Source organism: Rhodosalinus sp. (assembly GCF_041685465.1).
In the GTDB taxonomy this organism is placed as follows: Bacteria; Pseudomonadota; Alphaproteobacteria; order Rhodobacterales; family Rhodobacteraceae; genus Rhodosalinus.
The window spans coordinates 1-19,675 of the sequence record NZ_JAWLFS010000027.1 but is presented as its reverse complement, the minus strand read 5'-3'; the positions used below and the strand labels follow the sequence as shown (position 1 = coordinate 19,675).

General features: G+C 67.6%; 16 protein-coding genes and 1 tRNA gene. 11 read left to right on the top strand and 6 right to left on the bottom strand.

Translation table 11 applies throughout. The features are described from left to right. The first annotated feature begins 23 nt into the window (after window positions 1–23). Window positions 24–99 (top strand) — tRNA-Thr (locus ACESL7_RS03305). Between the two features lie 645 nt (window positions 100–744). On the opposite strand, the gene ACESL7_RS03300 is transcribed toward ACESL7_RS03305, so the two are convergent. From ACESL7_RS03300 to ACESL7_RS03275, 6 genes are all read right to left on the bottom strand, one after another. After that, the gene (locus ACESL7_RS03300) at window positions 745–1,173 is read right to left on the bottom strand and encodes an HIRAN domain-containing protein (protein WP_372891424.1); all 429 of its coding nucleotides are present in this window, start codon (window positions 1,171–1,173) and stop codon (window positions 745–747) included. Window positions 1,174–1,276: 103 nt separating this feature from the next. Next, a complete protein-coding gene (locus tag ACESL7_RS03295) occupies window positions 1,277–2,518 on the bottom strand; it encodes a Tm-1-like ATP-binding domain-containing protein (RefSeq protein WP_372891422.1) in 1,242 nt (413 codons plus the stop codon). Further along, entirely contained in the window at window positions 2,515–3,999 is a 1,485-nt protein-coding gene (locus ACESL7_RS03290) for an aldehyde dehydrogenase (protein WP_372891420.1), read from the bottom strand. Before ACESL7_RS03290 ends, ACESL7_RS03295 begins: the two co-directional genes overlap by 4 nt. A 2-nt stretch (window positions 4,000–4,001) precedes the next feature. Then, the gene (locus tag ACESL7_RS03285; RefSeq protein ID WP_372891418.1) at window positions 4,002–5,525 is read right to left on the bottom strand and encodes a tripartite tricarboxylate transporter permease; all 1,524 of its coding nucleotides are present in this window, start codon (window positions 5,523–5,525) and stop codon (window positions 4,002–4,004) included. Window positions 5,526–5,535: 10 nt separating this feature from the next. Beyond that, entirely contained in the window at window positions 5,536–6,078 is a 543-nt protein-coding gene (locus tag ACESL7_RS03280) for a tripartite tricarboxylate transporter TctB family protein (RefSeq protein WP_372891416.1), read from the bottom strand. A 51-nt stretch (window positions 6,079–6,129) separates the two neighbouring features. Next, window positions 6,130–7,068: a tripartite tricarboxylate transporter substrate-binding protein gene (locus ACESL7_RS03275; RefSeq protein ID WP_372891414.1), complete on the bottom strand. Its 939-nt coding sequence runs from the start codon at window positions 7,066–7,068 to the stop codon at window positions 6,130–6,132. 129 nt (window positions 7,069–7,197) lie between these two features. Between ACESL7_RS03275 and ACESL7_RS03270 the strand changes: the two genes are divergently transcribed. The 10 genes from ACESL7_RS03270 to ACESL7_RS03225 all read left to right on the top strand — a co-directional run. Further along, window positions 7,198–7,998 carry an IclR family transcriptional regulator gene (locus ACESL7_RS03270; RefSeq protein WP_372891412.1) on the top strand — a complete coding sequence of 267 codons (801 nt, stop codon included), beginning with the start codon at window positions 7,198–7,200 and terminating at the stop codon, window positions 7,996–7,998. Window position 7,999: 1 nt separating this feature from the next. After that, on the top strand, window positions 8,000–9,355 hold the full coding sequence (locus tag ACESL7_RS03265; RefSeq protein WP_372891410.1) for an aspartate aminotransferase family protein: 1,356 nt from the start codon (window positions 8,000–8,002) through the stop codon (window positions 9,353–9,355). A gap of 67 nt (window positions 9,356–9,422) precedes the next feature. Continuing rightward, window positions 9,423–9,578: a hypothetical protein gene (locus ACESL7_RS03260; RefSeq protein WP_372891408.1), complete on the top strand. Its 156-nt coding sequence runs from the start codon at window positions 9,423–9,425 to the stop codon at window positions 9,576–9,578. Between the two features lie 247 nt (window positions 9,579–9,825). Continuing rightward, window positions 9,826–11,397: an alkaline phosphatase gene (locus ACESL7_RS03255; protein ID WP_372891406.1), complete on the top strand. Its 1,572-nt coding sequence runs from the start codon at window positions 9,826–9,828 to the stop codon at window positions 11,395–11,397. A 708-nt stretch (window positions 11,398–12,105) separates the two neighbouring features. Next, window positions 12,106–13,407 (top strand): urea ABC transporter substrate-binding protein, encoded by a 1,302-nt coding sequence (urtA, locus tag ACESL7_RS03250; RefSeq protein WP_372891404.1) that lies wholly within the window; start codon window positions 12,106–12,108, stop codon window positions 13,405–13,407. Window positions 13,408–13,510: 103 nt separating this feature from the next. Further along, window positions 13,511–15,463, top strand: a complete 1,953-nt coding sequence (gene urtB / locus ACESL7_RS03245; protein WP_372891402.1) for an urea ABC transporter permease subunit UrtB — start codon at window positions 13,511–13,513, stop codon at window positions 15,461–15,463. A gap of 16 nt (window positions 15,464–15,479) precedes the next feature. Continuing rightward, window positions 15,480–16,727 carry an urea ABC transporter permease subunit UrtC gene (urtC, locus tag ACESL7_RS03240; protein ID WP_372891400.1) on the top strand — a complete coding sequence of 416 codons (1,248 nt, stop codon included), beginning with the start codon at window positions 15,480–15,482 and terminating at the stop codon, window positions 16,725–16,727. Further along, window positions 16,724–17,464: an urea ABC transporter ATP-binding protein UrtD gene (gene urtD / locus ACESL7_RS03235; protein WP_372891398.1), complete on the top strand. Its 741-nt coding sequence runs from the start codon at window positions 16,724–16,726 to the stop codon at window positions 17,462–17,464. Before urtC ends, urtD begins: the two co-directional genes overlap by 4 nt. Before the next feature lie 3 nt (window positions 17,465–17,467). Next, window positions 17,468–18,220, top strand: coding sequence for an urea ABC transporter ATP-binding subunit UrtE (urtE, locus tag ACESL7_RS03230; protein WP_372891396.1), 753 nt, complete (start codon window positions 17,468–17,470; stop codon window positions 18,218–18,220). 705 nt (window positions 18,221–18,925) lie between these two features. Continuing rightward, window positions 18,926–19,675 (top strand): phosphate/phosphite/phosphonate ABC transporter substrate-binding protein (locus tag ACESL7_RS03225; protein WP_372891394.1); only part of this gene is annotated, 750 nt, incomplete at its 3' end.

Below are 19,675 nucleotides of genomic sequence, written 5' to 3'. Positions count from 1 at the left end.
GACTACGCAAGCGCCCATCGCGGGCCGGTATAGCTCAGCTGGTAGAGCGTCTGATTTGTAATCAGAGGGCCGGGGGTTCGAGTCCCTCTGCCGGCACCACAATTTTTCTGCAATATCTGGATTTCGTTTTATTATTTTCAAAGCTGCGTCCGCGTACCCACCCAAATATACACCCTTTGCGCCTTGATGCCTCGGGGGCCATGGAAAGGCCGGGGCGCGACACCCCGGCGGCCCGCGCAGCGCGAAAACAGAAGTTCGCCCGCCGGTTCAGGCGGCCCGCCGAAGGCTCGGCATAAAGGTTATCTCGCGCCGTCCGCGTAACCTTTATGCCCAAGGGTCGCGCCTCGGCGGCAACCGGCGGCTCGGGTTCCGGTTTTCTTGCGACGGCAGGCGAGAGAGAAACAGCCAAAGTTGCGCCCACGGTTCACCCCGGCCACCGAAGGCGGGGCATTGGCACCACGCCTCGGCGGCGGCACCGTCAGCCCGTCATGCGCCGCCGGGCGGGGGTGCTCGAAGGTTCGCGGTAACCGCCCGGAAACCCGGCAGCACCCCGGATTTTGTGCGCGGGCAGAATGAAGGAAAAATGCACCACGGGGCGAGGCTGCGCACCCGGTCCGTTCGCGTCTATCGGCACGCGCTGCCTTGGGCACCGCAACCCCTTTGGGCGCGCTATGACTGGAACGGCGGCGCGGCGCGAATTACCCGCGTGCGCAGCGGGTCGGAAAGACCCAACCGCTTAACGGCTTAGAACCTGGCGGGGCGCTGCATGTTCAGACGCAAGCCAAGTGACGCCTTATCGTGCCCGACGATGCGGGCGAGAACCCTGCATCGCTGCCCTTCCTGGCCAACCCGCGAAAGCGCGTCGTGAACCTCCGAAGTCATGAAAGCGGGAATGTAGCCCACCAAGGTTCCGTCATGTTGAAGCTGAAGCGCGTTGGCGTCGTGCGGATTTGTGGGTTCCGGCACAACATCCAGCAGGAAGTCAGGGTTCGAGTGCTTGCGAAAGCCACCCTTCACGGCAGCGAGTTCAGCTTGATAATGCGACGTTCCAGCGGCTTTGACAGAAAACTCGCCGTCGCCCCGCAAGCGGCGGAGCCGGTTTGGGTCACGCGTGTTCGGGCCGGTCTCGGCTGCGCCGCCGCCGCTGAAAAGTCTCTTTAGCAAGCTGAACATTCAAGACGCCTTCAATCTTTCCCGCCAACCTTGGACGATTCGGGTCAAGTTCGCCCATCAGTTTAACATGCGCGGGCCAAGACCACGTTTCAGCTCCACGGCGTCATCGGCGTGCGTCCTGCACGAGACCCTGCGCCCGCCAGTCGTCGAAGATCGCGAGTGCGGCCTCGGCGAAGGCGGCGTCGTTGATATGGGCGTCCACCTCGCGCAGCTCGGTCGTCGCCGGTACGGTGCGGCGCATCTCGTCGATGAAGGCGGCGAGGCCGGCCGGGTCGTGCAGGTCCTCGCCGGGACGGTCCCACTCGTTGCAGCCGCGCGTGGGCAGAAGCAGGACGGAGGGGCCGGTGGCCTGCGCCAGGCGCTCGGCATGGGCGCGGGCCACGGCACGGCGGTGCTCCTCGTCGAGCACGACCGAGGTGAGCAGGCGGTTGTGCGCGTGGCTCGGCAGGTCGGCCAGCGCCTCGGGCACGGGCTGCCAGCCCACGAGGTCCACGAGGTCGTAGCAACCGGGCGCGACGATCTGCGGTGTGCCCGCCCGGCCGGCCGCGGTCAGGCGGTCGGCCCCGGCCGAAATGGCCGAGCCCTCGACGTGGTTGCCGACTTCCTGCGTGGCGAAGTCCATCACGCAGGCGAAGGCGCCCTGTGCGGCCAGGTTCTCGAAGGCACGTCCGCCCATGCCCGTGGCATGGAAGACCGCGACCTCGTAGCCGCGCTGCTCGAGTTCGGGTTTCAGCGCCACCATGTAGCGGTGGATGGTCTTGCCGAACGAGGTCATTCCGACCAGCGGCCTGTCCGGATCCGGTTTTTCGACCGCGCGGGCCGCACCCAGGACCGCGCCCGCCGCCTGGCTGAGGGAGGCGCGGCAGACCGGGTTCACGCCGTAGAGCCCGCCGGCCCAGAGGATCATCTGTATATCGGCCGGCAGACGCTCGGCCGGGATGAGCGGCGAGAAGGCGACGGTCGAGACGATGTATTTCGGCATCCCGAGGGGCAGGGCGAGGCAGACGTCGAGGGCGAGGTCGGTGCCCATCGTGCCGCCCAGCAAGATCACCCCGTCGACCTTGCGCTCGGCATGCAGCCGCGCCGCCAGAAGCGACGCCCCCTTTGCCATGATCTGCATCGCGCGGTTCTCGTCGCCGCTGTCGATGGCCTCGCGGATCGTGTGCCCGCCCTCGGCCGCGACATCGTGCTTCGAGTGGTCCGTGGGCTGCGCCGGGTCGCCCAGCACGCTCACGTCCATCGTCACCACGCCCCCGCCCTGCGCGCGGATCACGTCGGCGATGTAGGTCAGCTCTTCGTCCTTTGTGTCGAAGGTGCCGACGATCAGGATGGTGCGGTCGCTCATAGCTTGATCCATGCGGTCTTGAGGTCGAGGTACTTGTCGAAGGCGTGCAGCGACTTGTCATGGCTGTTGCCCGACTGCTTCACGCCGCCCAGGGGCACGGTCAGGTCGGACCCGCCATAGGTGTTGACGTGAACGACGCCGGCGCGGATGCGCCGGATCATGCGGTGCGCGCGCCCCAGGTCGGCCGTCCAGATGCCCGCCGACAGGCCGTAATCGGTGCCGTTCGCAAGCTCGACCGCCTCGGCTTCTCCATCGAAGGCGGAGACCGCGAGGACAGGGCCGAACACCTCTTCGCGGGCCAGCCGGTCTGCGGGATCGACCCCGGTGACGATTGTGGGTTCCATGTAGTAGCCGCCCGTGTCCTCGAGAACGCGGGCGCCACCGACAACCTGGCGGCCGAGGCCGCGGGCCTCTTCCACGAAGTCGAGGTTCTGCTGCAGCTGGCGCAGGCTGTTCACAGCCCCGGCCGCGGTGGCCGGATCGAGCGGGTCGCCGACCTTCATGCTGCGGACATGCTCTGCGAGCCTGGCGACGAAGGTGTCGTGGACCGACCGCTCCACGAGCAGGCGGGACCCGGCGACGCAGACCTGTCCCGAGTTGCGGAAGATGCCGTTGGCCGACACCTTCACCGCCTCGTCCAGGTCCGGGGCGTCGGCGAAGACCACGTTCGGGGACTTGCCACCGAGCTCGAGGTGGACGCGCTTGAGGTTCGAGGCGGCGGAGGCTTCGAGAAGCCGGCGCCCGGTCGCCCCCGAGCCGGTGAAGACGAGCACGTCGACGTCGTGCGAATGGGCAATCTCGTGCCCGACGACCGCGCCCTCGCCGGTGACGACATTCAGCACGCCCGCCGGCAGCCCGGCCTCGAGCGCCAGTTCCGCGATGCGGACCAGCGTGAGAGACGCCGTCTCGGCCGGCTTGAGTACGACCGTGCAGCCGGCGGCCAGCGCCGGGCCCAGCTTCCACGCCCCGATCATCAGCGGAAAGTTCCACGGCACGATGGCGCCGACCACGCCCGCCGGTTCGCGGTGGACGAGGCCGAGGGTGCCCGGCGCGGTCGGGGCGATCTCGCCGAAGATCTTGTCGACGGCCTCGGCGTAGTACCGGATCGTGGCGGCGGCCGAGAGCGGCTCGGCCTTGTAGGCCATGCCGATCTCGGTGCCGTTGTCGCGCACGCCCAGCACGGCGAGGTCGAGGGCGTTCTCCTCTATCAGCCGCGCCCATTTCAGAAGCACCGACTTGCGCGCCGCCGGGGCGAGGCCGGACCAGCGTCCGTCGTCGAAGGCGCGGCGGGCCGAGGCGCAGACGGCGCGGGCATCCTCGACCGTGCCCTTCGGCATCGTCGTGAGCGTGGTGCCATCGAGCGGCGAGATCACGTCGAGCGTCCCGCCATCCGAGGCGTCGCGGCGGGCGCCGTCGATGATATGGGCGGCGGGCGTGACGGGGGCGTGGCGGAGGAGTTCGAGCCGGTCCGTGTCGAGCATCGTTACCTCAGTTGCGTGTCGTGAATGTCGTGGTCGTGCTCGTCTTCCCTGAGGTTCGCCCGCCGTTCCCGCACCACGCCCCAGACGTGCAGGACGATCATCGCCGCGATGGCGAGCGCGATGACCGCCGCGATGGGTCGCTCCACGAAGTCGAGCGGGGTCGAGACGCGGGCCATCGCCGAGCGGAGCCTGGTCTCCATGATCCCGCCCAGCACCATGCCCAGGATGATCGGCACGATGGGCAGGTTCTGGCGCTTGAGCATCAGTCCCAGCAGGCCGAAGCCCGCGGCCAGCGCGCAATCGGTGATCGAGTTGCGCAGCGAGTAGACGCCGACGAAGCTGAGCGTCAGGACTGCGACGCCGAGAAAGCGCGTGGGAATGCGGATGATCCGCAGGATGCCGTTCGAGGCGACGACCATGAAGGCGACGACGATCACGTTGAGCAGGATCATCGCCACGAAGAGCGCGTAGACGAAATCGAGCTGGTTCTGGAAGAGACCCGGGCCGGGCGTCACGTTGTGGACGTAGAAGACCGACAGCATCATCGCGGTCAGCGCCTCGCCCGGAATGCCAAGCGCGAGGAGCGGGATCATCGCCGCGGCGGGCACGGCGTTGTTCGCCGCCTCGGACGCGACCAGCCCCTCGGGGCTGCCCTTGCCGAAGGCGTCGGGATCCTTCGAGGTCTTCCGGGCATAGGTGTAGCTCAGGAACTGCGCGGTGAACTCGCCCACGCCCGGGATCATGCCCATCAGCACGCCGAAGCCCGAGCCCGCGGCGGCCAGCCGCTTGAAGCGGAAGACCGCGCCGATGGCGCGTAGCATGCTGCCCGTGATCGGCTGCGTGTCGGGGGAGTCGTCGGGGTCGGAGAGCAGCACGAAGGCCTGGGCGATGGCGAAGAGCCCGAGTACGACCACGATCAGGTCGATGCCACTGGTCAGGAAGTCCTGCCCGAAGGTGAAGCGCTGCGTGTAACGTATGGGCTCGAGGCCGACGGTGGCGAGGAAGATGCCGAAGGCCGCGAGCATCCCGGCGGCGAAGGTCTGGCCGCGATGGGCGAGAACCACCAGAACGATCCCGAGCAGTGCGACGAGAAAGATCTCGCGGCTGCCGAACATCGGCGCGACCTTCGCCAGCAGCGGCGCGAGCAGGATCAGCGCGACGATGGAGATGATGCCGGACACGAAGGAGGCGCCGTACGCCAGGCCGAGAGCGCGCAGCGCCTCGCCCCGCCGGGTCATCGGATAGCCGTCATAGGTGGTCAGCGCGTTGACCGCGGTGCCGGGCGTATTGATCAGGATCGCGGGCAGCGCGCCGCCGAACATGGACGAGCCGTAGATGCCCAGCAGCAGCGTCAGGCCGACGAGCGGCTCGAGCGAGAAGGTCACCGGCAGCAGGATCGCGATGGCGACCGGCGGACCAACACCCGGGATCGCGCCGATCAGCACCCCGCCGATGGAGCCCAGGACGAGCGCGATCGCCACGTCGAGGCGGGCCAGCATCTCGAGGCTGGACAGAAAGAGGTCCATGCGCTGCGCCTCAGAGCCAGGTCATGACGAAGGTGCGAAGGTCGCCGGGCGGCAGGTACTGGTAGATCTCGCCCGCCGGGACACGGACCTGCAGCAGCCCCTTGAACAGTACGACCACCGTCGCGGCGAAGAGGGCGGCGGTGCCCATCCAGCGGGCGCTGCGATAGCCCTGCCTGAAGCTCAGCGCCGTCACGAAAAGGACCGAGCCCAAGAGATACCCGATCCACGGGACCAGGAAGACGTAGGCCATGAACCAGAGTGCGAACTCTACCGAGCGCAGCCAGTGGAACACCTCCTTGCGCCGGCCGGGGATACGCTCCGAGACGAGCGCACCGACGAGGTGCAGGCTGCTGAATGTCACCATCGCTGCGACGGCAACGACCGGCCAGAACGCGGGCTGCTCGATCACGCCGAGGCCGCCGACCCATGTCACCTGCCACGGGATCGCCGCCGCCAGCAGCAGTGACAGTGCGAAGAACCCGGCGGCAAAGACGAGGTCGCCGGGCCGCCTGTAGCGCTTGAAGAGGTCCTGGAAGGTCCTGAGCGTGCGCATCCCCGCCCCCGAATGAAAGGGCGCCCCGCACATGCCGGGGCGCGAGCCTGCTCAGTCCTCAAGAAGACCCGTGACCGTGCCGAGCGTTTCCGCGTCCTTCTCCATCCGCGCGGCGGCGTCGTCGGCCGGCTGCCAGTAGATCAGCGCGCCCGTCTCTTGCGCCAGGTCGCGCGCAGCCTCCGAGTTCACCACCTCCTGCGCGACGGCGGCGATCTTGTCGCGCACGTCCTGCGGCGTGTCCTCGTGGACGAAGAGGCCGTTCCAGAGTGCGAGGTCGAGCTCGGGCTCGATGTCGCCCACCGTGGGCGTGTCGGGAGTGAGCGATGTGCGCTCCTCTCCGATCGAGGCCAGGATCGTCAGCTCGTCGAGGCACGGGCGGATGAGCTGCAGCGTCGTGTTGATCACGTCCACGTCCCCCGAGGCCAGCGTGTTGCAGTCGAGCGCGTCGAAGGCGGCCTCGGATTCGAAGCCGAAGCCCATCTTCTCGGCCAGCGCCATCGTCACCTGCGTGGGGATCAGGAAGGTGCCGAAGTGGCCGAGCGCGACGTCGTTGTCCTGCGCGTGCGCGGCGAGGCCCTCCATGTCGTCGTAGGGCGCGTCGCCCGACGCGGCGATGACGAAGGGATAGGTCAGGAAGATGCCGACCGCCTCGAACGGGTTCGGCTTGAGCGGCGGGATGCCGAGCTCGGGGCCGACGAGCGGCACGTCGATGACGAAGGAGCCCACGGTGTAGCCGTCGGGATCGGCCTGCGCGACCTCGGCGGCGGCGGGGAAGGGGCCGCCGCCGCCACCGGGCTTGTTCACGACCGCGGCGGGCACGCCGTAGGTGTCCTGAAACTCCTCCGCGATCATCCGTGTCAGCACGTCCTCGAGGTCGCCCGGCGGGAACGGCACGACGAATTCGACGGGCTGTTCGGGGTACTCGGCCGAAGCGGCCAGCGGCGAGAGGGCGGCGGCGCTTGCAGCCGCAGCAAGAAAGACGCGTTTCATGGGACCTCCTGTTGGTTGGTTCATTATTCAAACCGCTTGTTGCAAATATTCTTGCCCGCGTTCCCAATTTCCGTCAATCCTTGTCGTGTGGACCACTGGCAGAAAAGTGCGCTCAGACGGATGCCGAGGATGGGGACGATAACCAAAGCTCTGGAAATGCTTAATTTCTTCTCGGACAGCCGGCCGCAGATCGGGCTGAGCGACTTCGTGCGGCTGACCGGGCGCGACAAGGCGACGGTCCATCGTCACCTTGTCGAGCTCGAGCAGAACGGCTTCCTGGAGCAGCATCCCGGCACGCGTGCCTACCGGCTCGGCCCCGCGATTCTGCGGCTGTCAGCGGTGCGCGAGGCCACCTACCCGGTGCGCTCGATCCTGCGGCCGGTCGTGACCGAACTGGCGGAGGAGGTCGGCGAACTGGTGCATGCCTCCGTCCTGCAGGGGTACCGCCTTTCGCCGGTCTTCCACCACGACCCGATGCTGCATGGCACGCAGGTACATTTCGACCAGGCGGAGATGCTTCCATTGCACGCGACCTCGTCCGGCCTCGCAGTGCTGGCCTACGCGCCGGAGCCGTTCCGGCGGTCGATCCTCGGCGGAGACCTGGTCGCCTACACCGAGCGGACGGTGACCGATCCGGCCACGCTGCACGTGCTTCTGGACGAAATCCACGCCGGCGGGGTCAGCCGCCTCTCGGGCGCGTACGACGGTGAAGTCACCTCGCAGGGCGTCCCCGTCTTCGGGCCGGGTGGCTCGGTGACGGGCGCGCTGTCGGCCGCCCTGCCCTCGGTCCGTGCGACGCCCGGAACGCTCGACAGGATCGCCGCCGCGCTCAGGGCCGGCGCAGTGCGAGCCACGCGCGTCCTCGGCGGCGAGATGCCCGCGCGATACCCGCTCCCGCCGCAAACGACACTCGAAGCCCGAGAGGTTTGACATGAAAGACGAGAACTTCCTGAAGGAGAACAACGCGCGCCATCTCTGGCACCCGATGGCGCATCCGGCCGACAGCATCTCCAACCCGCCCGACATCATCGTCGGCGGCGAGGGCGTCGAGATCACCGACGTGGACGGGCACCGCACGGTCGACGGCGTGGGCGGGCTGTGGAACGTCAACCTCGGGTATTCCTGTCAGCCGGTCAAGGACGCCATCGCGGCGCAGCTCGACCGGCTGCCCTACTACTCGATCTTCCGGGGCACGACGAACGACCTCGTGATCGAGCTGTCGTGGATGCTGAAGGACTTTTTCGAAGAGGACGGGCTGTCGCGTGCCTTCTTCACCTCGGGCGGCTCCGACAGCGTGGAGATCGCGCTCAGGCTGGCGCGACAGTACCACAAGGTTCGTGGCGAGAGCGGCCGTGTCAAATACCTCAGCCTCAAGAAGGGATACCACGGCACGCACACGCTGGGCGCCAGCGTGAACGGTAACGCGAACTTCCGCACCCAGTACGAACCGCTGATGCCCGGCTGCTACCATATCCCGGCACCCTATCCGTACCGCAATCCTTTCGCCGAGACTGATCCCGGGAAGTTGGCGCAGAAGTGTCTCGCCGCGCTCGAGGACGAGATCAATTTCCAGGGCCCCGAAACCATCGCGGCCTTCATCATGGAACCGGTGCTGGGCGCGGGCGGCGTGATCCCGCCGCACGAAAGCCTGATGCCCGGCGTGCGGGCGCTTTGCGACAAGCACGGTATCCTGCTGATCGCGGACGAGGTCATCACCGCCTTCGGCCGCACCGGCGCGTGGTCGGGCTCGCGGCTCTGGGGGGTGCGGCCGGACCTGATGTGCACGGCCAAGGCGATCACGAACGGCTATTTCCCCTTCGGTGCGGTCATGGTGTCGGACGAGGTGGCCGAGGTGTTCGAGGGCGACAAAAGCGGGAAGGGGGCCATCGGCTCGGGGTATACCTATTCCGGGCACCCGGTCGGGGCCGCCGCGGCCATCGCCTGCCTGAAGGAGACCGAACGGCTTCAGGTCAAGGACAACGCCGCCGCGCGCGGGACGCAGCTGTTCGACGGCCTGACGGCGCTCAAGGAGAAGTACGAGTTGATCGGTGACGTGCGGGGCGGGCACGGCCTGATGTGCGCAATCGAACTGGTCGCCGACCGCGAGAGCAAGACGCCGATCGACAAGAAGACCATCGGTGCGCTGCATCGCGCGACCTACGAGAACGGCGCCATGGTGCGGGTTTCGGGAAACAACGTGATCCTGTCGCCGCCACTGGTGCTGAACAGCAAGCACGTCGACACGATCCTGACAGCCCTAGACGCCGGGTTCGCCTCTCTCGGTTGACCAAACGACAGGGCGTTGGAATCGTATTGCTCGGTCTTCCCGGGACACTTCGGTCACCGTGGTGGTGATGACCGTCTTCGCCCGGACGAACCGCGACGAGGCGGACGCCCGCTGGCGCGCGGTCGCCGACGCCGAGCACAACAAGGCAGGCGGGGTCGTGTTCGTGTACCGGACAATGGTCGAAGATCTTCTCGAGTCGCACAGGGTCAGACGTACCGCCTGACCGCACTGCATGCAGTCCTTTGAAGCGCCCGGATGAGATATCCGCTCGGCGCTTTCCCGTACGGGCCGGGTCTTCCGTTCAGAGACGCCGCGGGGCGTCGATCTCGTCGGTCTCGACCGCGGACGAGACGGCAGCGAAATCGCGCGCGTCCATCCGGTGCTGGCCGCGGCGGGGCGCGCTTCACTCACATGTTACAGAATATCACTAAAAAAAGATCGTGTCTCATCCTGCCAGAAAGGTGATTCAGATGACGATGTCACGACTTCTTCTTGCCACCGCGCTCTCCGGCGCCCTTGCAATGCCTGCCGTCGCGCAGGACCAGGGTGCGAAGAACGTGATCCTGATGGTGTCCGACGGGATCGGCTTCAACGGCTGGCTCGCCGCGGACTACTATCAGGGCCTCGCGAACCAGCAGTCCTATCAGGTCGCCCGGCCCGACGGCACCACGCCCGTCGTTTACGGGCTGGCGCATGATTCGCTCGCGCTGATCGACGAGACCGGCGCCGTGCTGCCCAACGGCGCCGACCCGGCCGAGGCCGCCGGCGCGGTGGAGCAGGGCTATGACCCGCGGACCCGCTGGAACCGGTTCGAGAACGCCTTCCGCAACGACTTCCCGCCGGTCGAGGAGACCTACACCTCCTACACCGACAGCGCCGCCGCCGGCACCACGCTGCAGGCCGGTCGCAAGACCGCGAACGGCCGGCTCAACATGGACTGGACGGGCACGGAGGAATTCACCCCCATCGCGCAGATCGCCATCGATCAGGGCCGTGCCGCCGGTGCCGTGTCGTCGGTGATGGTGTCCCACGCCACGCCCGCTTCGACCATCGCGCACAACGTCTCGCGCAACAACTACGTCGAGATCGCGCAGGAGATGTTCGAGAGCGACCTCGACGTGATCATGGGTGCGGGCCACCCGCTCTACGACAATTCCGGCAACCAGGTGGAGCCCGAGGACGAGGACGCCTACAAGTATGTCGGCGGGTCGGAGACCCTCGACGCGCTGACCAGCGAAGAGGGCCTCAACGGCTTCTCCTTCATCGACGCGAAGAGCGACTTCGAGGCGCTGGCGGCGGGCGAGGACCTTCCGGAGCGCGTGGTCGGCGTCGCGCGGGCAGGCTCCACGCTCCAGGCCAGCCGCGAGGGGCTCCCCAGGGCCGACACGCCGTCCGGCATGGCCATGAACCCCGCCGTCCCGGATCTCGAGACCATGACGATCGGCGCGCTGAACGTTCTTAATCAGGACGAGGACGGCTTCTTCCTGATGTCGGAAGGCGGCGCGGTCGACTGGATGGGCCACGCCAACCACATGCCGCGGTTCATCGAGGAGCAGATCGACTTCAACGAGGCGGTGGATGCCGTGATCGACTGGGTCGAGGAGAATTCGAGCTGGGAGGAGACGCTGCTTATCGTGACCTCCGACCACGAGACCGGCGGCATCTGGGGTGAAGGCACCTACACCAACGTCGGCGGCCCCGCCGTGGCCGAGGAGCGCAGCGACGAGGCGCTGGAGGCGGCGAACTTCCATCCCGCCGAGGACGTCTTCAGCAACTATCGCGCGGTGCAGGACCGCGGCGCGGGCAACATCCCCGGCCACCAGTGGGCCTCGGACCGGCACACCAACGAGATGGTGCCGCTCTGGGCGATCGGCGCTGGTGCCGAGGGCTTCGCCCAGTTCACCCGGACCGACCAGAAAGCGGCCGAACTCTGGGGCGCGCAGTATGTCTGGGACGGCGCGTTCGTTGACAACACGGCGGTCTTCCACGTCATGAACGAGGCCTTCGCGGCCGACACACGGATCACAGCGCCCTCGCAGTGACCCTCGGATCGGCCGCGCCACGGCGCGCGGCCGACTCCTCGTCGACAGTCGGCGGTCGCGCTCGCCATGGTCCGCCCGGAACCGAACGCAGTTGAAAGAGCTGCATGCCTGAACGCCCCGAAAGTGCTTCGGGAACCCGCGCCGGTTCAGATCGACCCACTCTCACGGATGCGGCGTCGTTTGTCTGCGACAACCGGCGCGGCGACGCCCGGGTCACTTTTTAAGAGCGGGTCGTGCGGCAGCGAAAGCCGCTTTCTCGCGCCCCCCTGGCCACCTGGTGACCCCCTGCCGTCGTGCGGCCTCCGTCACCGAGGCGCCCGCCCATCGATCATCATCCCGGCGATCCCGGCGATGTCGGGGCGCAACCGCGCGACGGCCGGGGCGATGGCAGCATGGCGCCTGATACGGCAGATCGTTCACGGAGCGACCCGTTGCTCGGCACTTTCCGCATATTTGCTCGAATTTAAGGCGTTCCGGCGCACGGTGACGATCGGTAACGGCCAGCGGCATAGGCCGGCGAAGACGGCTTGCTACCTTTGTCAAGCCTGCGATGTCCGGGGGGGCATCCGGGCGCGAAAAGCCGCGTGGTGGCCTCGCGCGAGGGATCCGGCGGCAAAGGCGTTAACGCCGCGATGGTTTCGGCGCCCGGCCGCCAGTCGGGTGCTCGACAGGGACAACCGTCGTGGCCCGAACGAGGGATAGCTGCCAATGACAAGGACTCGACTTCATATCGCCGCTTCGGGCGTCGCGCTCGTCGCCGCGGTCGCCACGCATGCGTCGCCGGTCGCCGCGCAGGAGACGGAGTGCCCCGTCAAGGTGGGCGTGCTGCACTCCCTCTCGGGCACGATGGCGATCTCGGAGACGACGCTGAAGGACACGATGGAGATGTTGATCGAGCTCCAGAACGAGGAGGGCGGCGTCCTCGGCTGCGAGATCGAGCCCGTGGTGGTCGATCCGGCCTCCGACTGGCCGCTCTTCGCGGAGAAGGCGCGCGAGCTTCTGACCGTGCAGGAGGTCGACGTGATCTTCGGCTCCTGGACCTCCGTCAGCCGCAAGTCGGTCCTGCCGGTCCTCGAGGAACTCAACGGGCTGATGTTCTACCCCGTTCAGTACGAGGGCGAAGAGAGCTCGAAGAATGTTTTCTACACCGGTGCCGCGCCCAACCAGCAGGCGATCCCGGCAGTGGACTACTTCCTCGAGGAACTCGGCGTCGAGAAGTTCGCCCTGCTGGGCACCGACTACGTCTATCCGCGCACGACGAACAACATCCTCGAATCCTACCTGCAGGAGAAGGGCATTCCGGAGGAGGACATCTTCGTCAACTACACGCCCTTCGGGCACTCCGACTGGTCCACGATCGTCTCGGACGTGAAGGACCTTGCCTCCGACGGATCCTTCGTGGGCGTGGTCTCGACCATCAACGGCGACGCCAACGTCGGGTTCTACAAGGAGCTGGCGGCGCAGGGCGTCGATGCCGCGGATATTCCGGTCGTCGCCTTCTCGGTGGGCGAGGAGGAGCTTTCGGGCTTCGACACCTCGAACCTCGTCGGGCATCTGGCGGCCTGGAACTACTTCCAGTCGGCCGACACCGAGGCCAACGAGGAATGGGTCGCCGCCTGGAAGGAGCGCATGGGCGAGGATCGTGTGACCAACGACCCGATGGAAGCCCATTACATCGGCTTCAACATGTGGGTGAACGCGGTCGAGGAGGCCGGCACCACCGACGTCGACGCGGTGCGCGAGGCGATGTGGGGGCAGGAGTTCCCGAACCTGACTGGCGGCACGGCGGTGATGCAGCCCAATCATCACCTCACGAAGCCCGTCCTCATCGGCGAGATCACCGAGGAGGGCCAGTTCGACATCATCAGCCAGACCGAGGAGGTGCCCGGCGACGCCTGGACCGACTTCCTGCCCGACTCGGCCGTGCTGGTCTCGGATTGGCAGGAGCTCGGCTGCGGAATGTACAACACCGCGACCGAGAGCTGCGTGCAGATCGAGTCCAACTACTGATCCGGCGGCCGGGGGCGCGTGCCGCGCCCCCGGTCCCTCTCCGCACGCCTCCCCGCCTCGGCCGCCCGACCGCGCGGCCGCAACAAGGACACCCGTCGCCGCGATGCTCTCCCGCCTCTTTCGCACCCTGCTCCTTCTGCTGATCGCCGTGCCCACGGCCGGCGCGGCCGAGACGCTGCAGGAGATCCTCCAGCGCCACGCCGAAGAGGTCGCCGACCCGGGCCGCCGCAGCGTCGGGCCGGTGATCGAGGATCTCGCCGCCTCAGGTCTGCCTGGCGCGCCCGGGTTCCTCTCGGCCTGGAGCGCGCGCGAGGTGGTTCAGCGGCTCGAGGATGGCCGCTTCTTCGTGGCCGAAGAGACCGGCGACGACCGGCTGACCCTCTACGATGTCGCCACAGGAGAGGTCGCGGCGCGCGATGTCCCCGACGACGCGGTCGAGGAGGTGCGCCCGAACGGCGGCGTGCGCCGGGTGATCGCCACGGCGCTCGTGCCGTTTCAGCTCTCAGACCCGGACGTCGAAGTGCGCCGTGACGCGGTACAGGCGTTGTCCAGGTCGCTCGAACCGGATCAGATCGACCCGCTCGAGCGGTCGATTCCCGGCGAGACGGACGCGGGCCTCAAGGCGCGCAAGGAACAGCTCCTCGGCTATCTTCAGGCCCGCTTCGGCGCGACGACCGAGGCGCGCGTTGCCGCACTCGACACCCTTGCCGGCGATCTGTCGTCGGAGACCCGTGCGGTTCTGAACCAGATCCTCGACACCGAGTTCCGCATCTCGGAGAGGCTTCCGGAGGGGCCGCGGGTCGCCCGGATGCTCACCCCGGGCGAGGACCTCTCGATTGCGACGGCGTATGACGCGCTCGTCGACGCCGGGCGCGCGGCGGCCGGGCCGACCCCCGGTGAGGTCAAGGCCGCGCTCGAGGCCAATATCGAGGGCGGGCGCGTCGGCGGCGTGCCGGTTGCGCAGTTGTCCTCGGAGGCGGCCCGCGCGCGCGCCCATGCCGCGCTCGCGGAGGCGGGAACGGTGCCCCCGCTGGTCAGCCCGGCGCAGATCGAGGCCGCGCTCGAGGCCCACAGCTTCTTCGAGGAATACACGGAAACCGACGCCGAGGTGATCGCCGCCGCCGCGCGCGCGCTCACTGCGACGCAGGCGAACGTCGGGCTGAACCGGGGGCTCGACCTCGGGCTCGACGCGCTCTCGCTCGCGTCGATCTACTTCCTCGCCGCGATCGGGCTCGCCATCACCTTCGGCGTGATGGGCGTCATCAACATGGCGCATGGCGAGTTCATCATGATGGGCGCCTACACCGGCTACGTGGTGCAGCTCGTCATTCCCGACTACACGCTCTCCCTGATCGTGGCGCTGCCGCTCGCCTTCGCGGTGACCTTCGGGGCCGGCGTCGCGCTGGAGCGGCTGGTGATCCGCTGGCTCTATCACCGGCCGCTGGAGACGCTGCTCGCGACCTTCGGCGTCTCGATCATGCTGCAGCAACTCGCCAAGAACATCTTCGGCACGCAGGCGCGGCCCCTCACCGCGCCGGGCTGGCTCGACGGTTCGCTGGTGATCAACGATATCGTCTCGATCTCCTACATCCGGATCGCGATCTTCGTGCTGGCGCTGGTCTTCCTCGCGGTCCTGCTGTTCGTGCTGAATCGCACGCGGCTCGGCCTAGAGGTGCGCGCGGTCACGCAGAACCCGGGCATGGCGGCCTCCATGGGGATCAATCCGGACCGCATCAACATGCTCACCTTCGGCCTCGGCTCGGGCATCGCCGGCATCGCGGGCGTCGCCATCGGGCTCTACGCCAAGGTGACCTCGGAAATGGGGCAGGACTACATCGTGCAGTCCTTCATGACCGTGGTCGTCGGCGGCGTCGGCAACGTCTGGGGCACGCTGGCGGGCGCCGGGCTGATCGGTATCTTCCAGAAGGGCGTCGAATGGTTGAACCCCTCCAACACGCTGGCCGCGCAGACCTACATGATCCTCTTCATCGTCCTCTTCATCCAGATCCGTCCCAGGGGCATCGTCGCCCTCAAGGGGCGCGCGGCGGAAGCGTGAGATGAGCGTCGCCGCCATGTCAGATGCCCCCGCCCGGCGCAGCCTCTTTGCCGAGAACCCTTCGGTCGTCTGGTTCCTCGCTCTCCTCGCTGCCTTCTGCCTCGGCGTGACCGCCCTCGCCGAGGCGACGGGGACAGGCGCGATCTCCACCTCGATGATCAAGACGCTGGGCAAGACGCTTTGTCTCTGCCTTGTCGCGCTGGCGATGGACGTGGTCTGGGGCTACCAGGGCATCCTGTCGCTCGGGCACATGGCCTTTTTCGGGCTGGGGGGCTACGCGATCGGCATGTGGCTGATGTACGCCCGCACCGAGATCATCGTCACAGAAAGCCTGGCCTCGGGGGCGATCCCACCCACCGAGGGCGAGGTCCGCGATGCCATCGCCTCGCAGATCTTCGGCGTCGTCGGCGCGGACGAGTTCCCGGCAATCTGGGCCTTCGCCGACTCGCTGGTGCTGCAGCTCGCCATGGTCGTCGCCGTGCCGGGGCTTCTGGCGCTCGTTTTCGGCTGGCTCGCCTTCCGCTCGCGGGTGACGGGGGTCTACCTGTCGATCCTGACGCAGGCGATGACGCTCGCGCTCTCGCTCTACCTCTTCCAGAACGACAGCGGGCTGCGCGGCAACAACGGGCTGTCCGGGTTGCAGAACCTGCCGGGCCTCGCGCACGTGGATCAGGCGACGGTCTCGATCGCCTTCTTCTACGCCTCGGCGGCGGCGCTCGCGGCGGGCTACCTGCTATTCGCGTGGGTCACCTCGGGCAAGATGGGCTCGGTCATCCGCGCGATACGGGACGACGAGGCGCGGGTGCGCTTCCTCGGGTACCACGTCGAGAGCTACAAGCTCTTCGTCTTCACGCTGACGGCGGTCGTCGCCGGCATCGCCGGTGCGCTCTATTACCCGCAGGCCGGCATCATCAACCCGGAGGAGCTCGCGCCGATCGCCTCGATCTACCTTGCCGTCTGGGTGGCGATCGGCGGGCGTGGGCGGCTTTACGGCGCGGTGATCGGCGCGGCCTTCGTCTCGCTCCTGTCGAGCTGGTTCACCGGTGGGGGCGCGCCGGACGTCAACCTCGGTGTCTACACGATCCAGTGGACGGACTGGTGGCTCGTGCTCCTCGGCCTCTCCTTCGTGCTGGTGACGCTCTTTGCGCCCAAGGGGATCGGCGGGCTCATCGACGTGATCGAGGCGCGGCGCGCGCGCCGGCGCGTCGGGGATTACGGCCCCGACAAGGGCGCGCTGCGTCGCGAGGAGGGGCCGCCGCGATGAGCACGCTTCTCGAGGTGTCCGGCGTCTCCGTCACCTTCGACGGCTTCCGCGCCATAAACAATCTCTCGATCCAGATCGGCGAGCCGGAGCTGCGCGCAGTCATCGGGCCGAACGGCGCTGGAAAGACAACCTTCATGGACATCGTCACCGGCAAGACACGGCCCGACACCGGCCGCGTGATCTGGGGCGAGCGGTCGATCTCGTTGCTGGGCCTCTCGGAAAGCGCCATCGCGCGGGAGGGTGTGGGTCGCAAGTTCCAGAAGCCTACCGTCTTCGAGGCGCAGAGCGTGCGCGCCAACCTCGCCATGTCGCTCAGGAACGACCGCGCGCCCTGGAAGGTGCTCGTCTGGCGCGAGACGGAGGCCGATGGCGCACGCATCGCGGAGATCGCCGAGGAGATCGGCCTCACCGCCCATCTCTCCCGCCCGGCGGGCGAGCTCAGCCACGGTCAGAAGCAGTGGCTGGAGATCGGGATGCTGCTCGCGCAGGAGCCGAGGCTTCTTCTCGTGGACGAGCCCGCCGCGGGCATGACCCCGGCCGAGCGCGAGCACACCACCGATCTTCTCAAGCGCATCGCCGAGACCCGCGCCGTGGTCGTGGTCGAGCACGACATGGAGTTCGTCCGCCGCCTCGGCTGCAAGGTCACGGTCCTGCACGAAGGGTCGGTTCTCGCCGAAGGGTCCATCGACCACGTCACCGCCGATCCCCAGGTGATCGACGTTTATCTGGGACGCTGAGCCATGCCCGACACCGCCCCCCCCGGCGCCGCGGCCGCAGCCGCGCCTGAGCCCCCCGCGACGCTATCGGTTTCCGACCTCACGCTGCATTACGGCCAGAGCCAGATCCTTTTCGGCGTCTCCTTGGAGGCCCGGGTGGGCGAGGTGACGGCCGTGATGGGCACCAACGGCGTCGGCAAGACATCGCTCCTCAAAGCCCTCGCAGGGCGGCATCCGTATACCGACGGACGACTTGCCGTCGATGGTACGGTGCTCGACCATCCCTCTGCCACTCGCGCGGCCTGGGCCGGGATCGCCTACGTGCCACAGGGGCGGGAAGTCTTCCCGTTGCTCAGTGTGACCGAGAACCTCGAGACCGCCTTTGCCTGCCTGCCCCCGGCAGAGCGTCACGTGCCTGACCGCATCTACGAGCTCTTCCCCGTCCTGCGCGAGATGGCGCAGCGCCGGGGCGGCGACCTCTCCGGTGGGCAGCAGCAGCAGCTTGCCATCGCCCGCGCGCTGGTGACACGGCCGCGCGTGCTCTTGCTCGACGAGCCGACCGAAGGGATTCAGCCCAACATCATCAAGCAGATCGGCACCGTGATCGAAGCCCTTCGGGCCGAGGGCGAGATGGCGATCGTCCTCGTCGAACAGTACTTCGATTTCGCCTGGACCCAGGCGGACCGCTTCGTCGCGATGTCCCGCGGCAAGGTCACGCTCAGCGACGCCAAGGCCAACGTGCAGCGCGAGGAGCTGCTCTCCCATGTTTCGATCTGACAGGGGCATCCCGGCCCGGTAGCGGGGTCGGGCCAGGTGTTTTCGCGACAAAGCCCTTGCGCGCGTGGCCCCTCACCCCGGCCTGCGCACAGCTGCGTAGGGCGTGATGGCGGTTTCGCCGAGATACGCGCCGATCTGGCGCTTCAGGACGACGTCCCACGACGCGCAGATCCCGCGACGGACAATGAGCGCGCAAGGACCGCACCAGACGGCGGGGCGATCGTGCTGGAAGGGGATGGGCTCGTCCGGTTGCCCCCGTCGGGTGCCGATCTGTCTCTCTCACGTGTCGAGGTCTTCGGCGAGGCGGGGCACGGTCTTGGGGCAGGGGGGGCCGCAGTTCTGCTGGCGCATGCGTGCCGGACGCCCGGGAAAGGCAGGTTGCCTGGGGCTCGGGGGTGCCCTCTGGTGTCCCGTCCAGTCTACTCGATGCCGCGCGAAGGGCGAGGTTTTTCAGACGGCTCCCTTGGTAGCATCATGCATGGCGCTCGGGCCGGGCGTCGAACCCGTGGCGGCCTTCGGTCCTCACTCTCCGCAGCGGTCCCAACCGCCGTTGCTGGTTGTTTCAACACCTGGAGATTACGCCCCGCTCCAATTTTTCACCAACCTCGCGACAGGACCGCCATGCGCTGCCCGTGATTGGTGTCACCTCCCGGACATGTCGGCTTGTTAAGCGACGACGGTATGTGATCGAAAGGAGACAAGACGATGACGAAACTTCACGGCCTGGCCCTGTCCGCGGCGACGGCAGCCCTTCTCGCAGGCCCGCTTGCGGCGCAAAGCTCGCCCGCCGATGTCTGCCCCAACCCGCTGAAGATGGCCGATACCGGCATCGAGGGCATGACGACGCTGTCCGAGGCTTTCGCGCCCTTCGCCGAAACCTTCGAAGAGGTCTCCGGTGTCGAACTGGAGCTTTACTCGCTGTCCAACCGCACCGCGGCGGGCAACGCGCTGCAGTACGACGAGGTCGACCTGGTCTTTGCCGGGCCGTCGGAATTCGTGCTGTTCCAGCAGCTTGCGGAAATGGACATCCTGTTCTCCATCGTGCGCCCGAATTACGGGTCGAGCTTCGTCGTCAAGGCCGACAGCGACATCGAGACGCTCGCCGATCTCGAAGGCCGCCGCGTGGCGCTGAAGGATGCGGGCTCCACCTCGGGCCACATCTTCCCCTCGATGATGCTGGCCGAGGCCGGGCTGGATCTCGATCGTGACCTCGACATCATCATGGCGGGCGACGCGCGGATCCAGGTGCTCATCAACGATGACGTCGACGCCATGGGCGGCGGTAACAAGGACTGGGACGCCGTGCGCGAACAGGACCCCGACACGGAATACCGCCTGCTCGCCCAGACCGACACCCTGCCCGGCGATCCGGTCGTGATGCGCGCCTCGCTGCCGCAGGACTGCCGCGATGCGCTGCGCGCCACGCTGTCCGAGCAGACCGACACCCTGTGGGAG

What these genes read in the sequence shown, in the direction of transcription:
- ACESL7_RS03300 (WP_372891424.1), bottom strand. Translation starts at nt 1,173, where the DNA reads ATGTTCAGCTTGCTAAAGAGACTTTTCAGCGGCGGCGGCGCAGCCGAG.
- ACESL7_RS03295 (WP_372891422.1), bottom strand. Translation starts at nt 2,518, where the DNA reads ATGAGCGACCGCACCATCCTGATCGTCGGCACCTTCGACACAAAGGAC.
- ACESL7_RS03290 (WP_372891420.1), bottom strand. Translation starts at nt 3,999, where the DNA reads ATGCTCGACACGGACCGGCTCGAACTCCTCCGCCACGCCCCCGTCACG.
- ACESL7_RS03285 (WP_372891418.1), bottom strand. Translation starts at nt 5,525, where the DNA reads ATGGACCTCTTTCTGTCCAGCCTCGAGATGCTGGCCCGCCTCGACGTG.
- ACESL7_RS03280 (WP_372891416.1), bottom strand. Translation starts at nt 6,078, where the DNA reads ATGCGCACGCTCAGGACCTTCCAGGACCTCTTCAAGCGCTACAGGCGG.
- ACESL7_RS03275 (WP_372891414.1), bottom strand. Translation starts at nt 7,068, where the DNA reads ATGAAACGCGTCTTTCTTGCTGCGGCTGCAAGCGCCGCCGCCCTCTCG.
- ACESL7_RS03270 (WP_372891412.1), top strand. Translation starts at nt 7,198, where the DNA reads ATGGGGACGATAACCAAAGCTCTGGAAATGCTTAATTTCTTCTCGGAC.
- ACESL7_RS03265 (WP_372891410.1), top strand. Translation starts at nt 8,000, where the DNA reads ATGAAAGACGAGAACTTCCTGAAGGAGAACAACGCGCGCCATCTCTGG.
- ACESL7_RS03260 (WP_372891408.1), top strand. Translation starts at nt 9,423, where the DNA reads ATGACCGTCTTCGCCCGGACGAACCGCGACGAGGCGGACGCCCGCTGG.
- ACESL7_RS03255 (WP_372891406.1), top strand. Translation starts at nt 9,826, where the DNA reads ATGACGATGTCACGACTTCTTCTTGCCACCGCGCTCTCCGGCGCCCTT.
- urtA (WP_372891404.1), top strand. Translation starts at nt 12,106, where the DNA reads ATGACAAGGACTCGACTTCATATCGCCGCTTCGGGCGTCGCGCTCGTC.
- urtB (WP_372891402.1), top strand. Translation starts at nt 13,511, where the DNA reads ATGCTCTCCCGCCTCTTTCGCACCCTGCTCCTTCTGCTGATCGCCGTG.
- urtC (WP_372891400.1), top strand. Translation starts at nt 15,480, where the DNA reads ATGTCAGATGCCCCCGCCCGGCGCAGCCTCTTTGCCGAGAACCCTTCG.
- urtD (WP_372891398.1), top strand. Translation starts at nt 16,724, where the DNA reads ATGAGCACGCTTCTCGAGGTGTCCGGCGTCTCCGTCACCTTCGACGGC.
- urtE (WP_372891396.1), top strand. Translation starts at nt 17,468, where the DNA reads ATGCCCGACACCGCCCCCCCCGGCGCCGCGGCCGCAGCCGCGCCTGAG.